Annotated in this window: 16 protein-coding genes; all 16 read right to left on the bottom strand. The window is 40.2% G+C overall.

The window, feature by feature from the left end:
- Nucleotides 1–306 precede the first annotated feature (306 nt).
- Nucleotides 307–1,362, bottom strand: a complete 1,056-nt coding sequence (locus V6C21_RS09210; protein WP_158740411.1) for a PD-(D/E)XK nuclease domain-containing protein — start codon at nt 1,360–1,362, stop codon at nt 307–309.
- A complete protein-coding gene (locus tag V6C21_RS09205; RefSeq protein ID WP_479268860.1) occupies nt 1,350–3,374 on the bottom strand; it encodes a Piwi domain-containing protein in 2,025 nt (674 codons plus the stop codon). Before V6C21_RS09205 ends, V6C21_RS09210 begins: the two co-directional genes overlap by 13 nt.
- A gap of 72 nt (nt 3,375–3,446) precedes the next feature.
- Nucleotides 3,447–5,765, bottom strand: coding sequence for a type I restriction endonuclease subunit R (locus V6C21_RS09200; RefSeq protein ID WP_479268859.1), 2,319 nt, complete (start codon nt 5,763–5,765; stop codon nt 3,447–3,449).
- A gap of 15 nt (nt 5,766–5,780) precedes the next feature.
- Nucleotides 5,781–6,563, bottom strand: a complete 783-nt coding sequence (locus V6C21_RS09195; RefSeq protein ID WP_479268858.1) for a type I restriction endonuclease — start codon at nt 6,561–6,563, stop codon at nt 5,781–5,783.
- Between the two features lie 13 nt (nt 6,564–6,576).
- Entirely contained in the window at nt 6,577–6,855 is a 279-nt protein-coding gene (locus V6C21_RS09190; RefSeq protein ID WP_479268857.1) for a restriction endonuclease subunit S domain-containing protein, read from the bottom strand.
- Between the two features lie 49 nt (nt 6,856–6,904).
- The gene (locus V6C21_RS09185; RefSeq protein WP_479268856.1) at nt 6,905–7,687 is read right to left on the bottom strand and encodes a restriction endonuclease subunit S; all 783 of its coding nucleotides are present in this window, start codon (nt 7,685–7,687) and stop codon (nt 6,905–6,907) included.
- Nucleotides 7,684–9,642 carry a type I restriction-modification system subunit M gene (locus V6C21_RS09180; RefSeq protein WP_479268855.1) on the bottom strand — a complete coding sequence of 653 codons (1,959 nt, stop codon included), beginning with the start codon at nt 9,640–9,642 and terminating at the stop codon, nt 7,684–7,686. Before V6C21_RS09180 ends, V6C21_RS09185 begins: the two co-directional genes overlap by 4 nt.
- A 36-nt stretch (nt 9,643–9,678) precedes the next feature.
- Nucleotides 9,679–9,891 (bottom strand): helix-turn-helix domain-containing protein, encoded by a 213-nt coding sequence (locus V6C21_RS09175; protein WP_479268854.1) that lies wholly within the window; start codon nt 9,889–9,891, stop codon nt 9,679–9,681.
- A 339-nt stretch (nt 9,892–10,230) separates the two neighbouring features.
- Nucleotides 10,231–11,679, bottom strand: coding sequence for an ABC-F family ATP-binding cassette domain-containing protein (locus tag V6C21_RS09170; RefSeq protein WP_479268853.1), 1,449 nt, complete (start codon nt 11,677–11,679; stop codon nt 10,231–10,233).
- 17 nt (nt 11,680–11,696) lie between these two features.
- Nucleotides 11,697–12,386 (bottom strand): hypothetical protein, encoded by a 690-nt coding sequence (locus tag V6C21_RS09165; protein WP_479268852.1) that lies wholly within the window; start codon nt 12,384–12,386, stop codon nt 11,697–11,699.
- A gap of 117 nt (nt 12,387–12,503) precedes the next feature.
- The gene (locus tag V6C21_RS09160) at nt 12,504–13,370 is read right to left on the bottom strand and encodes a DegV family protein (RefSeq protein ID WP_034839588.1); all 867 of its coding nucleotides are present in this window, start codon (nt 13,368–13,370) and stop codon (nt 12,504–12,506) included.
- 285 nt (nt 13,371–13,655) lie between these two features.
- On the bottom strand, nt 13,656–14,453 hold the full coding sequence (gene trpA / locus V6C21_RS09155) for a tryptophan synthase subunit alpha (protein WP_479268851.1): 798 nt from the start codon (nt 14,451–14,453) through the stop codon (nt 13,656–13,658).
- Nucleotides 14,446–15,633 carry a tryptophan synthase subunit beta gene (trpB, locus tag V6C21_RS09150; protein WP_034839591.1) on the bottom strand — a complete coding sequence of 396 codons (1,188 nt, stop codon included), beginning with the start codon at nt 15,631–15,633 and terminating at the stop codon, nt 14,446–14,448. The genes trpA and trpB overlap by 8 nt, the downstream gene beginning before the upstream one ends.
- A gap of 17 nt (nt 15,634–15,650) precedes the next feature.
- Nucleotides 15,651–16,295: a phosphoribosylanthranilate isomerase gene (locus V6C21_RS09145; protein WP_084228788.1), complete on the bottom strand. Its 645-nt coding sequence runs from the start codon at nt 16,293–16,295 to the stop codon at nt 15,651–15,653.
- Entirely contained in the window at nt 16,292–17,074 is a 783-nt protein-coding gene (trpC, locus tag V6C21_RS09140; RefSeq protein ID WP_479268850.1) for an indole-3-glycerol phosphate synthase TrpC, read from the bottom strand. The genes V6C21_RS09145 and trpC overlap by 4 nt, the downstream gene beginning before the upstream one ends.
- A 25-nt stretch (nt 17,075–17,099) precedes the next feature.
- Nucleotides 17,100–18,119: an anthranilate phosphoribosyltransferase gene (gene trpD / locus V6C21_RS09135; RefSeq protein ID WP_034839598.1), complete on the bottom strand. Its 1,020-nt coding sequence runs from the start codon at nt 18,117–18,119 to the stop codon at nt 17,100–17,102.
- Between the last annotated feature and the right edge of the window lies 1 nt (nt 18,120).

The raw sequence follows: 18,120 nt of genomic DNA, 5'->3' as shown, positions 1-18,120 counted from the left end.
TACCAAGCGCTATATGAGCATGATACATCTTGAGGCCCTGGATGTCATGACTGATTCACAGGTAACTGCTGGCTAGGTGATGACTACCAAGCGGGTTATGAATTTGCGAAAAATTCTTGACGGTACCTATTAGTACAAGCATAGGCATCACCTCCTTGGAGATAGAATTGATATTTCAAATATAATTTAAAACGAAAAAACACCCAAAATGGGTGTTGAAATATAATAATTTATTTTTTACTGGAATTTATTAAAATCAATAAATCTATGATCTTCTTCATCATTATTTCAACGTTCGAGAAAATACTAATGAGCTAAAACTGAATGAACCAAGAATCTAACACCATTCCTTTCATTGACCCCTTCTAATTCTTTAAAGTGATTATCATCAGTTGTTTTCTTATACGGATCATAAGTGAATAAAATGAGGTGCTTTAAATCTTTCCATTCTGCATAATTAATCATATCAACCTTTAATTCTTGTATAACTTTTTTATGATCAGTATCCTTTTCTTTTATCATTTTTACCTCAATCATAATTCCCTGTGAACGAACAACTAGATCTATTCTACTGGATCTACCAGCTAGTTTAGAAACAGGATCTTCCCGTTCCAAATCATGAAAAAATCCCTTCAATAAAGCAAAAAGCATATCTTGGACATCATATTCATCATTAATTTTTATTCCGTCTCTTTTGTTATATCTATCAGAGGTTATTTTCTTGATTGAATTACTAAAATTATTGAGTATTCTTAATACTGTATCAACAGCAGAATAGTTACAGAAACGAACATCTAAATTTTTCTTATGAATGGTCTCAAGTATATATAAATCAATAACATCTAAATCATTATCACTTGTAAGAAATTGTTGCAATACTGTCTTAATTTCATCTAAAGAAAAATCATCACTATTGTATATAGTGTCAATTATAGAATAATAAGGATCTCTTTTTGCTTCTTCCGTTTTTAATACCTGAAACATTTTGTCACGGAAATATGGAAAGACTATGCTTATTATATATTTTGATTTAATATCAGAATCATAAAACTTTTTATCAACTAAGTCATTTCTGTATCCATTAGCTGCAAGATGTATACCTAAAAAGCAATAAATATTCAGTGAATATCCTATTCCTTTAGCATACTTTCGATTTATAAGAGAATCTATTTCTTCTTTATTTGCTACAATTTTTGAATACCCTTTAAAAGCAATTTTATGTTCATCATAACTGAAATCATCTATTGTCTGTGTTTGACTTTGCTTATGTAAATATTGATACAATGACAATTCCAGGCCACCTTTATCCTGTATATACTTTTTAATTCTTCCAATTTCTTCAGCTATACTTAAATAAACCATAATTTTTCCCCCACTGTTTTCAAAGCATCGTAATCCCATCCATCAATTTTTTTTAGCTTTTCTGTCATTCTTGCCATTAATGAAGGGTACAGTATTGAAACAGACTTCTTTGCCGGCATATAGCTTCTACATGAAAGATGTGAAAACCAGTATATTTGCTTTGCCAAATGATATACATCTATAAAGTTAGATCGTTTATCAACAGTAATTCTTAAAGGAACACTACTCTTATCAACAAAACTAATGAGAGCTTCATTTTCACTTATATTAATATAAAACCCTTTATTAACATTCTCCTTTCCATCATTATTGAATAATCTGAAATTATGACCATAACCAACGTGAACAAACGCATATTTAATTTCTTTTCCATTCAATCTATTAATCACATTCGATAAAGCTTTTAACTCATATCTGTTACTAGGAGACTTAAAGATATGAAAAATAAGCCGAACTTCATCAGAATACTCTCCAATTAATTCTTTGAGTTGTTCATACAATAACTCTTCAAGCTTGTCCGCATAATCATCAAATCCTGAAAGGGGCACGCACTCTCCAACAAAATACTTACCGGTAAAATCGAATATGTTCGCAATTCCCATAACCGTCTTTTTTTGCTCATTCACTGTCGATCCTATACCTATTATGAATTCCTTTTTAAGATGTTCTGTTTTTTCGATACCCCAAGGAGTACCCCCAAGCTTTGCGTAAATACTTAAAGAAAGATTTCTTACCATGTACTCTAAATTTGATGATTTAATCTTTTCAATTTGAACAACTTGAGTTGGGATTCCTTGACCTATATATTTCGCTTTGCAAAAATAATACGGTGATTTTTCAACCGGTAAGCTCCAATGCGTTTCGGATACTACAATTAACGCCAAATCAATGTTATTAAATTTTCTATCGTACATTGCCTTTTCATAATCAGATAAATTAACTCCTTCGATTAATCCAAGTTCAAAATTCAGCTGATTTAGCTGAAATACATCTGATAAATTATTTTTTAATTTTTTCAATAAATCTGACACAGTTCCTTCATAAATTCTGGGAGTAAGAACAAAGATATTTATTCTTTTTCCTCTAAAAATCGCTGAAGAGTATGGATGAAACTTTTTAAGTTGCTCATCATATCTTCCGCCAACGCCCTCGATATCATTTAAATAATATCGTTTAGGTCTTGGTATAATAGAATATTGCATCATATTTTCATCAAAAGGTAAATATTTTAGTTCACATTGTTCTACAATAACATCCTTGTACAATTGAGTATTTACCAACTTATTAGAGACCCATTTCATTGTCTTCTTAATGACCTGAAACTCTTTTTCAAGCTCGTTCTCAGTGGAAATCTTCGTATTATATTGCTTTTCTAATCCCCTTGCTTCGATATATCTTTTGATAGCAGCTTTGTTTGCAAAAATAATATTATCTTTGCCAGCTAAGTCTGCACAAGCAATACCATTATTAATAAAATCTTGCTTTCCCCATTTAAAGTGATTCTTGAGCTTAGTACTTAAGCAAAATCCAAGTATTGTTTTCTCTCCATTACTGGAATAATACGTGTTAAAGTTTACAGCTCTGAAGACTTCTAGTCCGACATCTTCGAATAAGTTCTCATTACCTACAATCTCCCAGGTGTTACTATATTTATTCCTAAAAATATTATATTTTGAAACTCCCCTAAATATGGTAATAATTTTATCTTCGAGCATACGAGAAAAAATTTTTGGATGTGTGAAAAGTGATATATCTACAGGTATGTATTCTGCTCCAATATTTTTTACTGCGTCATCTGATATTGGATTCCAAAAATATACGGAGTTACCCTCCCGATAAAAAGTAAAATTTGGATTAGTATCTCTTAAACTCTTGAACCAATCCTTATCGATAAATTCTGTTTTGTGAATTATTGCTTTTTCAGTATTCAATTCGCATTCACAAAAATTTATAAACATACCACTCAAAATATCACCTTCCCCGATAATCAGATATTCTGTTATCAACACCATGTTTTATAACTTTAAAAGTATATATGATACAATCACCGGCAATTCATACTTCAAAGTACTATAACAATCATCTTATGCAGCCGGATAAGTGATATATACAAATTCAAAAATTCTACGACGATATTCATTTATTAGGCTGTCATCATAGCTTTCCGGAAGTTCACTCCATAAAGTATTTCTTATAAGCACATCAACTTCAGCTTGGGTTTCTTCTTTCTCTGTCCAATGATCCAATTCACTGATTTTATCCTTGATTCGTTCCAACAATACCTTGGCAAGCTTCTTAACCTTTTTAATCTCTGCCGGAGTAAGCGAGTCCTTTAAAAGCAAATCGTACATAGCCAATTCTTCGTCATTGTTAAATCCTTCCCGTACGTATCTTTTTTTCTCATCATCCAGATCATTTACGAAATTAGTTAAGTCAATAAATGTTTTCTCTATGGCAGCTTTGTCCTGTTCAGCATTGTATTCCTCAATAATTTTCTGATATCGTTCATAATAGTTAATACGTGATGGGTTGCGCTTCATCATATTATCCAGCCTGTCATTGATAAGCTCCTGTAAATCTTTCATAAGAAGATTCTTATTCTTAACACGTGCAAATTCCTGCTGCAAGCGTTCAAAGTCAATATGGCTAATGTCAAAACGGCGACTTTCAACTAAGTATCCACTACCATCTTCGTTTACATGCTCTGGTAGCTTAACAACATTGATATATTCACTAACTATATTGTGTAGCTGAATCATTAAATCTGTATTATCCGAATGCTTCCTTTTTTCCTGCATCTGGTCATAAACTGCACTAATTGCATTTTTATACGCTCGATCATGATCTGTGGCTTCCTGCTTTTCTACATACTTAAACAACTTGAATAATTCTCTAGCCATAACTTCAAAACGTTTTTTTACTTCCGTTGAAACACACATGGCATTTGCCCCTTCTTGAACTAACGATAACTTCTCAAAGTCTACAGCCTTAACAAGTGCAGATAAATCAAAACCTTGTTGTTTCATGTACTCAGTTATATCATTTATTAAAGAAATGATACGTGCAACCAGCTCTTTTTTGTCAGGGGCAGGATCAGAACTACCGCTTCCACCTTTAGTTCTTGTATAATCTGCCAAAGCCTTTCTTAACGCTTTTACAACACCAACATAGTCAACAATCAAACCATTACTTTTTCCTTCGTATACTCGATTTGCCCGTGCAATGGTCTGCATTAAAGTATGAGCCTTTAAAGGTTTATCTAAATATACTGTAGAAAGACACTTCACATCAAAACCTGTCAGCCACATAGCACAAACGAAAACAATTCGAAACGGATTATCAGGATCTTTAAACTCCTTGTCCATTTCACGACTTTCCATTTTTCTACGATGAGGTTTAATATCCAGTCCCCATTTTTCAAAATAAGCAACTTCATTCTGTTCTTGGCTGATGATAACTGCCATTTCTGTGGTCTTCATCCATTCCAGCTTACGGCTGATTTCCATATATTCCTGCTGTGTAACTCCGGTCATGGATGATTCTATTTCTTCTATTTTCTGTTTCCAATATTTCTGAACCATATTATACATTCGAACTGCTGTTACTTTATTTAAGCAAACAAACATAGCCTTACCCGTTGTCCATAACTCGGAGTAATGATTCACAAAATCTTTTGCAATAGAATTTAAACGTTTTTCACTGGTAAGGATGTGAATATCTTTAGCTAGTTCCTGCTCTAACTTAGCTTGCTGATTGACATCAAGATCAGCCTTTTCTATGGCATCGAGCAGTTTATCATTTATTTCAGGATTATCAATTTCAAGAAGCTCAGCCCTATTCTCATAATAAAGAGGTACTGTAGCTCCATCATCTACAGCACGTTTAAAATCATAAATCGATACATAACCACCGAATGTTCGTTCGGTAATATTATCGTAAGCAAACAACGGTGTACCCGTAAAACCTATACGTGATGCTGTAGGAAGCAATTTACACATATTCTCAGCGAATATACCGTTTTGAGTACGGTGTGCTTCATCTGATAAAATTATTATATCGTGGTCAGGAATAATTGGTGGTTCATCTGGTTTATTAAATTTATGGATTAAGGTAAAGATAAAGCTTGGATTTCCTTTTAGCTTTTGGATTAAATCTTCACTGCTAGTAGCAATAAACTGTTTGGCTTTTGTCGTTCCAAGTAATCCACAGGCTTCTGTCAGAATAACAAAGGTTGGGGATCCGGCAAATTTTCGGCGGATCTTCTGTGTAAGAAATACCATGGAGTAACTTTTCCCACTTCCCTGAGTATGCCAGAAAACACCCAATTTACCGTTTTTTAACTTACGATTTTTGTAAGATTCTACAGCTTCGTTCACGCCAAGGAACTGGTGGTTTCTTGCCATGATTTTTACAGTTTTTCACCCAGTTGTATCATAAACTATGAAGTTTTCAAACAAGTCCATAAAGTTTTTCTTATTGCAAATACCTTTCAGCATGGTTGCCAAATCCACAAAACCCACATCATCCTCATGCAGACGCTTCCATTCATTAAAGAATTCATATTTACTACCAAGTGTACCCACTTTGGACTCCAAGCCATTAGATAAAATTATGAAAGCATTGAAATGAAAGAGTTGGGGAATGGTATCTAAATAATCAGTATAATTGCATGTATAGGCATCTTGTACATCTACATTTTGCTTTTTCAACTCTATAAAAAGCAATGGTATACCATTTACAAAACCAACTATATCAGTTCTACGACGGTATAAATCTCCATGGATCTTCATTTCTTTTACAGCAAGAAAATAATTCTTCTCTGGCTCAGAGAAATTAAATACTTGAACCCTTTTGTCCTCTTGCTCACCATTAGCTTTCTTAACTTTTATAGGTATACCATCGCGAAGCAATAAATACTTTTCACGATTAATTTGCATTAGTGAACTAGAAGATGTGTAGGCAAGAAGTGTCTTAATCGCAGAATCACAGTATTCTTCTGTTAGCCAGTTGTTATTTTCAAACAAGGCTTTGCGAAGGTAACGGGTAAGAACAATTTCCTTATAGCTTTTTCGACCGAAGGTACCATTCTCGCCTAGTACTTCCTTATTGTAAGCAAACTGAACATTCCACTCTAACTCATCATGGAGTAAGTTTCCTGCACTGTTTTGCACCAATATGTTTTCAGAATACTCCCAGCTCATATGTATACCTCCTCTATACTTCTATTTCACCGTTCATAAGTTTAGGAATAAGTTTATCACGAGCTTGTTTAAGTAAATCAATTTGATGTTGAAGTTTGAATTGCATATCAAATAATATAGATACCTTATTGTCAAATTCATTTTGTAAATATCTACTTGGGCAAAGCATTTCCATTGATTCAGCATAATCTCTATTAAGACCATGTACTGCTGAATCATTATTGAGAAATGTACGTGTTAATAAATTAAAATAAGTATAATATATACTGATGTTACTTTCTACATAATACACAGTATCTATTGGATAGGCATTAACAAAAGAAATATATACACTACCTACATTACCCTTTCTTCCAACAATAACAACAAGGTGCCTCAACTAAAAACTCATTATGATAACCAACGATACCAGAAGATCCATAAACCGGGTATTTACCATCTTTTCTATCGTCTGCTTTTAGTGCTTTACCATATTTAAATCTAATAAAGTCCTTAGTTTTAGAACAAAGCCATCCGTCCGGCACACCATCGACTATATTAGTACTTTCATAACCAGGAAAGCGCAGTTTTACAAACCATTCTTTATACAAGCGCATAGCTGCTTCTTCCAGCAACTTAATCTGCTTTTGATTATTTTCAATCAAATCATCATAGGCTGAGAGAATGTCTATAATACGATTTTGAACACTAATTGGTGGTAATGGAATAGATATTTCCTTAAGCATTGAAATCGTTAATGCTTTTTGCGACGAACCTATTGTTGAATTAAACAACACTCCTTTCCCTTGTGGTGATTGGATTTCACTAAAATTTCTAAACCATGTTAGATTACCGTCTTTAAAGTAGAAGCAATCTGTTTCTTTTAATAAATATGGTACCCCAATTGTACCAACTGATGTTAATAACATGTCTCCTGCTCTAGGAACTCCATATTTTTCTGCAATCTGCTTATATTTTTCTTCACTTATATATAATGGTTCATCAATACTTTGTCCGTAAAAAGATTGTATAATCTCTTTTGAACGATAAAAGGGTATACCAGATTTAACATATTCCGAGTAAAAAATACGTCTACTTGAAGTTACCTCACAATTATCTCCTATCTTAGCTGTATCCCACTTCATATACCTAGCTCCTCAAAATTCCTCGAGATTTTATCCATCAGCTGACTTGCCTCTGCATGCAATGCCAATAGCTCCTTATGGATTTCAGTCATTCTTTCTTCGAAGTTTTCATCTTCTTCCTTTAAAGGCGCTACACCAACATAAGCACCTGGAGTCAAACTCCAGTTTTTTTCTTCTATTTCATTTATTGTTGCAACTTTACATAGCCCCAAAATGTCCTTATACTCACCTTCTCCAAATTTTTCAGTAAGCCACTTTGCCTCTTTTATTACATTGCGACAGGCTCTTATTTGAGTAACTACTTCCTCAATGCGAGAAGAAACAGACTTTTTAAATCGTTCCCAAGTTGTTGCGGTTTCATCAATAGTTTTAGCAAACTCCTTGGCTTCATCCTTTTCCAATCCATCACCATATTCAATAAAGTTTTTTAATGAAACATTAAGTTCTGTAGTATATTTTTTCAACATTTCATTTAATGGTAATAGCTGGTTAATATGTTGTGCTCTATTTATAGTTTCTTTTATCTGCGCACATAATGGTTTTAGATTCTCACCAAATCCATTCAAAAGCACTGATATTTTCCCAAATTCAATATCAAGTTCTTTGCAGTCATTGATAATTTGAATACTATATTCTTGTAATAGCTTTTTGTACTTTTCTTTCTCTCCACGATAAAGCCAAACAATGGCATTGAGATTTTTCATCTGCCATTCGCTCCACTCATTGAGCGTTCGATCCACTACCGTATAATAATTACGTGAATCTATGAAAAGTACCTTATCTTTCAACTCTTCTTTTTTTCCCTTATCAAAAAACCACAGGGAACAAGGCAATGAGACTTTGTAAAAGAAATTATTGGCTACAGATATTAAACAGTCTACATGTCCTGTCTGGATAAGTTGCTTTCTGATTTCTCGATCCCTATTGCCGCTATCCGTAGCAGAAGCTGCCATAACAAAGCCGGTACGCCCGGTATTATTTAAATATGCATAAAAATATGAAATCCAGAGGTAATTGGCGTTAGAGATTTCCTTTTTTTGATTTACTCCCGGCAGTCCAAAAGGCAGGCGTCCCGCATTCTGTGTAGATTCTGCTTTTACTTTATCTACATTGAATGGAGGATTGGCCATAACATAATCACATCTGCCTTCCAGATTAAAAGCATCATGATAGAAGCTGTTGGCTTCATCACCAGACTTAATTTTGGCATTAAGACCGTGTACAGCCATATTCATTATACATAACTTAGCATTAAACTCTACTTTTTCTTGCCCATAAAAAGTCATTACAGAATTAGCGTTAATCCCTTCAGCATTTACAAAATCACTGGATGAAACAAACATTCCGCCACTGCCACAAGCTGGATCAAACACTATTCCATGAGTCGGTTCAATAATGTTCACAATCATCTTTACAAGAGATTTGTGTGTAAAGAATACTCCATCATCTGATGCTATAGCTGAAGCAAACTTATTTAAGAAATACTCATAAATACGACCAAGAATATCATCGTTGATTTCATTTAATGCACTATTATTAAAAATACGCAACAATTCTTTCAATAAATCATTGCTAAAAGATGTATAAGTCTTTGGCAGTATTCCTTTCAATTGAGGGCTCTCAGCCTCAATCAACTCCATTGCCTCATTGACTGCTTTTCCGCAATCAGCATCGTCTGGTAAATTGAGTAGATAATCGTATCGAGCCTTTTCAGGTAAAAAGATAGCACTTTTTTGTTTAAAATCACTTGGCTCAACAGGAAGTACACGGCCATTACGCATGGGACGGTCTTTTAGTATTTCTGCCTCAACATATTTGAATCGACTATATGCATAACGTAAAAAGATTAAACCGAGAACCGGCATACAATATTCTTGCGAACTTAATTTTGAACCTTGACGTAAGAGATCTGCAGATTCCCAAAGTTCTGATTCAAGTTTTCTTATATTTACCATGAAACAAGCCTCCATTAGTTTGATATATAATCATAATTAATTTCGTTTTGAACCATCCATTTCCATGATATCACAGACGTCACATTCCAGTGCTGTGCAAATTTTTTGTATGATTTCTGTACTAACATATTCGTTTTTACCAAGCTTTGTTATTGTAGCAGAACTAATTCCTGCAAGCTTTTGCAGGTCTTTCTTTTTCATATCTCTATCAATAAGAAGCTTCCAAAGCTTCTTATAGCTAATTGCCATTTTAACCACCTCTACGTATGTATAATAATATAATATCATTTACCTCATTCTATTGCAAATAAATTCTTTACATTCGCATTATTTTCAATTCGTAAATAAATATTCTGGTTTTTAATTCAAATTAACTAGCATATTGATTGTACATCTATTCTATCTATTCAACCCCATCAAAAAAGGTCAATATCTAATCTGTCAACTCAACTCTACCTGTTATTTGCTTCTAAATCAATAAAAAATACACCCTCGATATGTTCCTACTAACTCATATCAAGGGATAGTCGAGTTGACAGATTTAATTTTTATTTTAAGAAATTCAGTATTTTCAAGGCTTTTGGGACTTTATTTTTTTGACATTAAGACGACGCACTCAACATGGTTCGTCGGCTCGTCAAGGATGAGCAGATTGCAGGGCTTCAGCATAATCTTGCACAGCTTAACCTTAGCCTGTTCACCGCCTGAAAGTGTCTTTAGCTTCTGCATGACCTGTTCAGGCCTTAATCCGCAGCGGGCAAGGCTCGCCCTGACCTCCCTGTCGCGCATCGTCGGGTATTCTTCCTTTATTTCTGAAAACGCGGTTTTTTCCGGGTCCTCCCATACGTTTTCCTGCTCGTAATAACCTATCACAACATCCGGCTCATACCGAAAGCTGCCGGAAAGGGCCGGGATTATCCCACATATTGTTTTCAAAAACGTGGATTTGCCTATGCCGTTAAAGCCGGTAACGGCCAGCTTCTGCCCTGCGCGGAGGGTCAAAGTGATTTTAGGAAGAAGGGGCTCGGTATAGCCGACTTCAAGGCTCCTGACTTTCAACAACGGCTTCCTTGAAATTGTTTTGTACTGGAACGTAAAAGAGGGCTTGACAGCAGTAACTGGTTTTTCAAGCTTTTCCATCTTCTCAAGCTTCTTCCGCCTGCTCTGGGCCATTGCGGTGGTCGAAGCCCTTGCGATATTCCGGTTTATATAATCCTGAAGCTTCGCAATTTCCTTTTGCTGATAATTATAATTGCGCAGGTAGTTTTCCGCTTTTTGCTCCTTCTGGCGCATAAAGTTTTCGTATGTGCCATTGTAGCGGCTTATTGTGTAGAATTCGATGTCAGAAATACAGTTGACAACGCGGCTCAAAAAGCCCGAGTCATGGGATACGATAATAAAGGAGCCTTTAAAGGATATAAGGAACTTGGCAAGCCATTCGATATGCTCCCTGTCAAGGAAGTTTGTCGGTTCGTCGAGCAGCAAAACATCCGGGTTTTGGAGCAATAGCTTTGCAAGCATTACCTTTGCGCGCTGTCCGCCGCTGAGCCTGCCGACAGGGGTGTCGAGCCCGAATGCGGTTATGCCCAATCCCGCCGCAACCTTTTCAATCTCACTATTGACGGCGTAAAAGTTGTTGGCTTCCAGCATATTCTGGCACTCGCCCGAAATCTCAAGCAGCTTTTTAAGCTCATTTTTATCTTTGCATTTGGCTATCCGGTTGTTTACATCGTTCAGCCTTTCCTCTGTCTTGAACAGGTAGTCGAAAGCGCCTTTTAAGTATTCCTTTACCGTTATGTCTGAATCTATCTTTGCCTGCTGGTCAAGATAACCGTAAGTCACTTTCGGGTTCCATTTTATGTAACCCTCGTCTGGTATCACGATGCCTGTCAATATATTGATAAGAGTGCTTTTACCGACTCCATTTCTGCCGGTAAGTCCCATCTTATCTCCCCTGAAAAGCTTTATTTCCGTATTATTGAATATTTTTTTATCTCCGAATGAATGTGTGAGTCCTGTGACCTCAACCAAACTCATTAAGCTATTACCACCACTTATGCTTTCTCGCTATTATTATCAGACAAAAATCTCTTTTTCGACACGAATATCACAATCAAATAGACGACGGCCATTATCACAGCCACCGCTGCGGCAGCTATCGCCGCAATCATGTGCGCATAGCTTTCATCCGCTGCCAGATTGGCAAGCAGCAAAAAGAGCAAATATAACAAATACAGAAAAACGGTACAATATGCGGTCGAAATAAAGAGCATCGCGCGCTTTATGGGGTCGCTGCCGTTTATCAGCACCGCCAGAACGCACAGCAATACTATAACAAGGCAAAGAGCCACCGTATATAAAAACACGTTCGAGTAAAATGTCTGGTGCGAATCAAGCATACCCGGCAGTATATGAATCGTGAACCCCGCCGCGCCCGACAAATATGTGCACAGCACAAAAATTCCGGCAAAAACGGCCGTCAGCCCCGCCGACATTATTATGTACGCATTAAAATATTCTCTTTTGCCTACTCCGAGTTTCTTTACAGTTTCGGACACGTCGTCCCTGTTTTCGGCGCCTTTATATGTAAGATACCTGACGGCACATATCTCCACGATGACAGCATAAAAAGCCGCGGCGATAAGAGAACCGCCGCCGGCAAAAACAGAAGCTGCCGCTGCAATCGCAGAGACAGCAAGTAACCATTTATTTCTGCCCATCCAGTATTTTATACAGATGCCCATTTTTTATCCCCGTTAATGAACAAAATCCTATGAAGCTATCAAAAACGCATACTATATCGCCTGCTATATCGGGCCCAGCGATTCCCCATTCGCTGTTTTCCCGGCTGATGAATTTAATTATCTCTCGGTGCCGAGGAAAAAGACCGCCAAAGTGCCGGGTCCGGAATGTGCGCCTATTACCGCGTCAATATAGCCGATTTTTAAACCTTTCACCTTATATTCATTTTTCACAAGGCTTGCGAGGTATTTTGCGTCGTTTTCGCAGTCGCTGTGCGCAATAAATATCATCTGGTCCTCTGTGTCCAAACATCTCTCTTTCATGCGTTTAAACACTTCTTCAATGGAATTGCGGCGGCCCCTGACTTTGCCGACACTGACAATCCTTCCCTTGTCGTCAACGTGCAGAATCGGCTTTATGCCCATCAGCGTGCCGACCAATGCTGTGGTAGAAGAGATGCGCCCGCCGCGCTTCAGATATTTTAAATCGTCTACTGTAAACCAGTGGCACAGCTTCGGTATTTTTTCCTCAACAGAAGCTTTCACCTCATCAATGTCTTTGCCCTCTTGTCTCGCAACGGCGGCGTAGTAGACCAAAAGGCCCTGGCCCATTGATGCTGAAAGCGAATCAATAACGTAAAACTTTCTCTCCGGATATTCCTTCCGCAGTTCATCAGCAACAAGCGACGCGGTGTTCATCATGCCGCTGAGCGCAGAGGAAAATCCGATATATATAAAATCACGCCCCTCTTTGAGAGATGACTCGAAAGCATTGCGGCAAGACTCTCGGGACATCTGGGCGGTGGTCGCAACCTCACCCTTGCGCATTGCGTCATAAAACTCTTTCAAATGGGGCTTCTTTCCCTTTTCGTAACCCTGATACTCTTTGCCTCCTATAAAGTAAGGCACAGAAATGACTTTAATATCAAATTCATCAATTATCTCCTCAGGGAGATTGGCTGTTGAATCAGTAATTATATCAAACATTTTATCTACCTCTGATTTCTTCCAAGATTATTAATTATCAGCTGCACATATAAATTATACACTTTATGAGCAAAAAAATCTTTACTTTATTAAAAAAGTTACCGATTTTCTTTCAAAAATATATAACTGTTTCTATTTGTTTCTGTTGGAAATGGCAAAAAAGAAGGGGCTGCTACTAAACAGCCCCATAGTTTCTAAAAACATTTACGCAGGTTCCGTAGTGGATAACTTCTTCTATTAACAGAGCGAAACTGACGGCTGCATATGGCGAATGAGCACCAAATATTATTCATCCATAGCCTTCCTGACATTGCCGACAAATTCTGAAACTGAGTCAACCGCGCTGTCGGCGTTTGCAGCCTCACCGACAAGTTTCATTATCGCGCTGCCTATGATAATGCCATCGGTGTATTTTTGCAGAGCCTTTGCCGCTTCCGGTGTGGAAATGCCAAAGCCAAGGGCAGTAGGCACCTTTGCATATCTGTTTATCGTTTCAAAATAGGAGTCAAAATCGGTGCTGAAACTTTCGCGGATACCCGTAACCCCTTCTGATGACACGCAGTACAAAAAACCTTCTGCGTCCTTTGCTATCATCTCGATCCTTTCCCGAGAGGTAGGGGCGACAAGCGATATCACCTTAATGCCGAATTTTGCGGCTTCACCATGCACCTCGCCTTTTTCCTCATAGGGTAGGTCGGGAATAATGACGCCGTCTACGCCGCTTTCGCTGCACCGTTTGAAAAAACGCTCCTTGCCGTAAACAAAAATGCAGTTTACATATACCATAAATACAAGCGGTATCTGGGTCTTTTCCCTGATTTTAGCCACTGCATCAAAAACATCGTCTGTGCAAATGCCGTTTTTAAGCGCACGCAGGTCGGCTTGCTGTATCACAGGTCCTTCCGCCACAGGGTCAGAAAACGGGATTCCGAGTTCAATAAGATTTGCTCCGGACTTTTCCATTGCGAGCACAAGACGCTCGGTAGTCTCAAGGTCAGGATCGCCCGCCGTTATAAAGGTAATGAGGGCTTTTTTGCCCTGCTTTTTCTGCCGTTCAAAGGCTTCGGCTATACGGTCAGTCATGTATATCCACCCCCAGATAACGGGCTATTGCTGCAACATCTTTATCGCCCCGGCCTGAAAGGTTGACAACGATAACCTTGTCTTTCGGAAGCGTTGGGGCAAGCTTCATCGCATGGGCAACCGCGTGGGCGCTCTCTATCGCCGGAATTATGCCCTCGACGCGTGAAAGGTAGCAGAAAGCGTCGACCGCTTCCTTGTCAGTCGCGCTGACATACTCGGCGCGCCCTATGTCGTGCAGGTATGCATGCTCCGGCCCTACCCCGGGGTAATCCAGCCCGGCTGAAATCGAATAAACCGGCGCTATCTGCCCATCGGAATCCTGGAGAAAATACGATTTCATGCCGTGGAATACCCCGACAGTGCCGTTTGTAATCGTCGCGGCGTTTTGCGGCGTATCTGTTCCCTTGCCGCCCGCTTCCACGCCTATGAGCCGAACTGATTTTTCCGGTATAAAGTCATAGAACAGCCCCATGGCGTTGCTTCCGCCGCCGACACAGGCAATCAGCACGTCCGGCAGCCTGCCGAGGGTGTCTTTCATCTGCCGTTTTACCTCTTTGCCAATAACGCTTTGAAAATCGCGCACAATCTCGGGGTATGGGTGCGGGCCCATTACTGAACCTATGAGATAAAAGGTGTCGTCGGCGTGGGCGGCCCAATCGCGCAGAGCTTCGTTTATCGCGTCTTTGAGCGTTTTCGTGCCTGTGTCAATCGGGTGGACTTTGGCGCCCAAAAGCTCCATACGGAAAACATTCAGCGCTTGGCGCTCAGTGTCCTCGCGCCCCATGTAAATCTCACAATCAAGCCCCATCAGTGCCGCGGCCGTTGCGGTTGCAACCCCGTGCTGACCCGCTCCCGTTTCGGCTATTACGCGCTTTTTGCCCATCTTTTTGGCCAATAGCATCTGACCCAATACATTGTTGATTTTATGTGAGCCTGTATGGTTGAGGTCCTCGCGTTTGAGGTAAATCTGGGCGCCGCCGAGGTCTTTTGACATCTTTTTGGCGTAATAAAGGAGCGACGGCCTGCCGGCATATTCCTTGAGAAGAGCGTCAAGCTCCGCGTTGAATTCAGGGTCCTTTTTATAAAACTCGTAGGCCTTTTCAAGTTCAATAAGCGCGTTCATCAGCGTTTCCGGAATATACTGGCCGCCATATTCGCCGTATCTGCCTTTATTCCCCATGTTGATTCCTCCCTTGCTTAATTATTGAACCCGCGTACCGCGGCAATTATCTTCTTCATCTTTTGAAAATCCTTTTGGCCGGCGGTTTCAACCCCGCTGCTGACATCTATGCCGAACGCCGAGTCGTTTCCCTTTGCGGCTGAAAGCGCCGCGCCGATATTTTCAGTATTAATCCCCCCGGCAACAAAAAACGGCAGGCCAATCCTCGTGTTTTTCAACACAGACCAGTCAAAGCACTTTCCTGTCCCGCCGCGGGCGTCTGGGCTGTAGGCGTCCAAAACCAGCCTGTCAACATATTTAAGCGGCGCCGCCGCAATATCCTCCGGTTTTCTTACACTCGCCGCTTTCCAGATTTCGCATTCCCTTGGGAGCTTCCTGCGGAGCGATTTTATATACTCCGCGTCCTCAAAGCCGTGAAGCTGCACTGCCTTAAGGCCGCATTTAGCCGCCACATCTGACACAGTTTCAGGCTCTTCATCGACAAAGACTCCAACGGCTCCAACCCTTTTATCAAGCAATGCGCTCAATATCTTTGCCTCATCCGGCGTCACCCTGCGCCTGCTGTTTGCAAATACAAAGCCTATATAGTCGGGCAGAAGGGTATTGGCATATTCTATATCTTCGCGTCGCCTGAGCCCGCAAATCTTAACCTTCGCCATCATTCCACCCTCAACTCGCAAAGCGCAGCTTTTATATCTTTCGCGGTCATCAGCGCCTCGCCTACCAAAATAGCGTCCGCCCCCGCTCTTCTCATTTTTAAAGCGTCCCCGCGGCTTTTTATCCCGCTCTCCGCAACAAACACCGCGTCTTTCGGCAGCAGCGCTGAAAGCCTTACGGCGCAGTCTGTGTCAACGGAAAAGTCATAAAGGTTGCGGTTGTTGACCCCGATTACCTTTGCGCCGGCGTTTGCCGCCGCCTCTATTTCACGTTCGCAGTGCGCTTCAACAAGCGCCTCAAGCCCCAATCCGTGCGCATAGGAAAGCAGCGACTTGAGCCGTTCTTCACTTAGCATAGCAGCAATAAGCAGTATTGCATCCGCGCCAATAAGCCTTGACTCACAAATCTGCCACTCGTCGAAAATAAAATCTTTTCGCAGAATCGGGAGCGAGATTTCTTTTCTTATCGCTTCAAGATAGGCGGAGCTGCCCTGAAAATAGGTTTCTTCCGTCAAAACCGAGACTGCGGCGGCACCGCCGCTTTCATACTCCCGGGCAATTCTTACAGGGTCAAAATCCGCGCAGATGAGCCCCTTTGACGGCGACGCCTTTTTTACCTCCGCTATTACCGACAGCGGGCCATTTTTTAGCGCGGTGGCAAAATCAATTGTTTTATGATTGTCAGCATATCTCTCCGCACGTTTTTCAATCTCAGACATGGGTAGCGTATCTTTTAACCCTTGAAGCTGTTTTGCTCGGTTTTCAAAAATGCTGTCAAGAATCACGATGCCGCCCTCCTAACATCAAAATTTAATATGCCTGTGTTGCCGCAACAAACTCGTCGAGTTTTCTCATGGCCTTTCCCGAATCAATAGTCTCGGCAGCAAGATTAACACATTCTTTGAGCGAGCTGCCCTTTGACGCCAAATAAAGCGCCGCAGCCGCGTTCGCGAGCACCGTATCGCGCTTCGGGCCCCTTTCGCCGGAAAGAATATTGCGCGCGATTTTTGCATTTTCTTCTGAATCGCCGCCCTCTATACTTGCGAGAGTGCAGGCAGGCAGCCCGAAATCCTCGTGGCTTAAGATATACTTACAAATCTTGCCGTTATCCAGTTCGCAGACAACTGTTTCCCCGCACAGCGATATCTCGTCAATGCTCTTGCCGTCTGTTCCGCCGCAGACAACCATTGCGCGCTTTACCCCAAGATTATTTAGAACGCATGCCAGCGGTTCGGCGAGTTTTTCATCATAGACGCCCAAAATCTGATAGCTTGCGCCAGCGGGGTTTGAAAGGGGCCCTAAGATATTGAACACTGTGCGTATGCCAAGCTCTTTTCTCGGCCCCGCCGCGTATTTCATCGACTTATGGTGGATTTGGGCAAACATAAAGCAAATGCCTGTTCTTTTGAGCACCTCACCGGTCTGCTCTGGGGTAAGATCAATTTTCACGCCGAGGGCGGCAAGCACGTCGGCCGCGCCGCATTTGCTCGAAACCGAGCGGTTGCCGTGTTTTGCTATCCTGACCCCGGCTGCTGCCGCGACAATGGAGCTTACGGTAGAAACATTAAATGTAAAAGCACAGTCGCCGCCGGTACCGACGATGTCCATAGCGTCCCTGCCCTCCGGCACAGGAAGCGCCTTGCTGCGCATTACACGGGCACTTGCCGTAATTTCGTCAACTGTTTCGCCCTTAGCCCTCAACGCGGTAAGATATCCGGAAATCTGAGCAGGCGTTGCCGTTCCGCTCATTATCTCATCCATTGCGGCACATGCCTCCTGCTCTGTCAAATCAATGCCGTCGACCAGCTTCGCAATTGCCTCTTTAATCATA

The organism is [Clostridium] cellulosi (assembly GCF_036762875.1).
In the GTDB taxonomy this organism is placed as follows: domain Bacteria; phylum Bacillota; class Clostridia; order Oscillospirales; family Ethanoligenentaceae; genus Ruminiclostridium_D; species Ruminiclostridium_D cellulosi.
This window is presented reverse-complemented; position numbering and strand designations above follow the sequence as displayed.

Bases quoted from the DNA above. Each gene is read 5' to 3' on its own strand.
- V6C21_RS09170 (WP_479268853.1), bottom strand. From the start codon at position 11,679: ATGAGTTTGGTTGAGGTCACAGGACTCACACATTCATTCGGAGATAAA.
- V6C21_RS09195 (WP_479268858.1), bottom strand. From the start codon at position 6,563: ATGAGCTGGGAGTATTCTGAAAACATATTGGTGCAAAACAGTGCAGGA.
- V6C21_RS09165 (WP_479268852.1), bottom strand. From the start codon at position 12,386: ATGGGCATCTGTATAAAATACTGGATGGGCAGAAATAAATGGTTACTT.
- V6C21_RS09200 (WP_479268859.1), bottom strand. From the start codon at position 5,765: ATGGCAAGAAACCACCAGTTCCTTGGCGTGAACGAAGCTGTAGAATCT.
- V6C21_RS09180 (WP_479268855.1), bottom strand. From the start codon at position 9,642: ATGGTAAATATAAGAAAACTTGAATCAGAACTTTGGGAATCTGCAGAT.
- V6C21_RS09185 (WP_479268856.1), bottom strand. From the start codon at position 7,687: ATGAAGTGGGATACAGCTAAGATAGGAGATAATTGTGAGGTAACTTCA.
- V6C21_RS09175 (WP_479268854.1), bottom strand. From the start codon at position 9,891: ATGGCAATTAGCTATAAGAAGCTTTGGAAGCTTCTTATTGATAGAGAT.
- V6C21_RS09205 (WP_479268860.1), bottom strand. From the start codon at position 3,374: ATGGTGTTGATAACAGAATATCTGATTATCGGGGAAGGTGATATTTTG.
- trpB (WP_034839591.1), bottom strand. From the start codon at position 15,633: ATGGGGAATAAAGGCAGATACGGCGAATATGGCGGCCAGTATATTCCG.
- V6C21_RS09160 (WP_034839588.1), bottom strand. From the start codon at position 13,370: ATGTTTGATATAATTACTGATTCAACAGCCAATCTCCCTGAGGAGATA.
- trpA (WP_479268851.1), bottom strand. From the start codon at position 14,453: ATGACTGACCGTATAGCCGAAGCCTTTGAACGGCAGAAAAAGCAGGGC.
- trpD (WP_034839598.1), bottom strand. From the start codon at position 18,119: ATGATTAAAGAGGCAATTGCGAAGCTGGTCGACGGCATTGATTTGACA.
- V6C21_RS09210 (WP_158740411.1), bottom strand. From the start codon at position 1,362: ATGGTTTATTTAAGTATAGCTGAAGAAATTGGAAGAATTAAAAAGTAT.
- V6C21_RS09145 (WP_084228788.1), bottom strand. From the start codon at position 16,295: ATGATGGCGAAGGTTAAGATTTGCGGGCTCAGGCGACGCGAAGATATA.